The sequence below is a fragment of the Bacillus sp. JJ783 genome (assembly GCF_036963225.1).
GTDB classification, from domain to species: Bacteria; Bacillota; Bacilli; order Bacillales; family Bacillaceae_G; genus Bacillus_A; species Bacillus_A cereus_U.
Genome location: NZ_JBALMG010000083.1, coordinates 1,348 through 2,523 on the forward strand (window position 1 = coordinate 1,348; position 1,176 = coordinate 2,523).

Sequence of the window (1,176 nt, forward strand, 5' to 3'; positions counted from 1 at the left end):
ATGGTTCAAATCTATATTTCTAATTTACTTGATTACACCACCAGAAACTCCGGACATTGCCATAATATTAATTATTTTATCTGATACGGTAGCTTCTTCTCCGCCTCCATAGTAGGCGTTTAATGCATCAATAAACCAATATCTATCTTCACGACAAACCTTACAGGAGAGCGTTTAGAAGGCGCATATGATGAACGAATTGTATCGCGTATTTTCAATAACTTTAAAGCGCTTGTTTTCAAAGATACAAAGGATTACAGAAGAAAGGCGCTATCATTCTAAGGGGGAATTAAGATGTGTGCATGTAACGGAACAGGAGTAATCAGAAACGATATGGGAACGGAAATATATCAATTTGGGCCATGTATTTGCGAGGCAGGGAATATTACACCTGAAGAATCGGATAGAAGACGTCATGCCGTTATGGCCGAACTAAGAGAAATTCATCAATTACAACTGGAGGAGGAATGGGATGCCGAGACTTGGGACGGATTTGGAAAAGGAGAATTACACAATCGCAGCACAGCAAAGGAAGTGCATGAAGAAATCGCGTCGTAACATGTATGTAGCGTTAGAAGATTTGGACTTGTTATTCGATGAGAGTGAAGTGATTCGATTCCAAGAAATGTGGGAAGAAGATAAAAGTTTCATTGAAATTGCAGTAGAGATGGGAAGACATCAATTAGAAATCGCAGCATTAATCATGGACCGGGCGGATAAGAGCAAGATAAAATCTCGCCCAATGGGGTTAGGGGCATGAAACAACTAACACTTGAGGATGTTGTGGGAAGTTTTGACTATGCAGCAAAAAGTACGTCAGAGAGGTTCTTGCAGCGTAATAGCGTTATGACGTACTCAATAGAGTTTTATGACAAAGATGAGAAGTGGAAGCTTCGTTGGATTGAGGCGGGGTCCGAGGGCGAAGCTATAGGAATGGCTAAAAAGAAATACGAAAAGATACAAATTATTACCACTTATATTTCGGATAGAACCTTAGAAGAGATAATGTATTTGGATTGGGAGGCATAGTGCTATGACGTGTGATACAAAGTTACGCGTGGTTATCGGATAGTGAAAGAGGCAATAACGGGTTTGGATCGACAGGAGTAAAGTAAGACCAATTTTGAATTTTATTCAGGATGGGAATTCAGTGCAACAAAAAGTAATGAATAAAAG

Annotated in this window: 3 protein-coding genes and 1 pseudogene; all 4 read left to right on the top strand. The window is 39.6% G+C overall.

Annotated elements, in window-relative coordinates; genetic code table 11:
* Window positions 1-141 precede the first annotated feature (141 nt).
* Window positions 142-282: pseudogene (locus V7038_RS17645) on the top strand (ATP-binding protein); the annotation flags it as partial.
* 12 nt (window positions 283-294) lie between these two features.
* A complete protein-coding gene (locus V7038_RS17650; RefSeq protein ID WP_078175166.1) occupies window positions 295-558 on the top strand; it encodes a hypothetical protein in 264 nt (87 codons plus the stop codon).
* The gene (locus V7038_RS17655) at window positions 473-760 is read left to right on the top strand and encodes a helix-turn-helix domain-containing protein (RefSeq protein WP_199661834.1); all 288 of its coding nucleotides are present in this window, start codon (window positions 473-475) and stop codon (window positions 758-760) included. Before V7038_RS17650 ends, V7038_RS17655 begins: the two co-directional genes overlap by 86 nt.
* On the top strand, window positions 757-1,029 hold the full coding sequence (locus V7038_RS17660) for a hypothetical protein (protein WP_335471146.1): 273 nt from the start codon (window positions 757-759) through the stop codon (window positions 1,027-1,029). Before V7038_RS17655 ends, V7038_RS17660 begins: the two co-directional genes overlap by 4 nt.
* The last annotated feature ends 147 nt before the right edge of the window (window positions 1,030-1,176 follow it).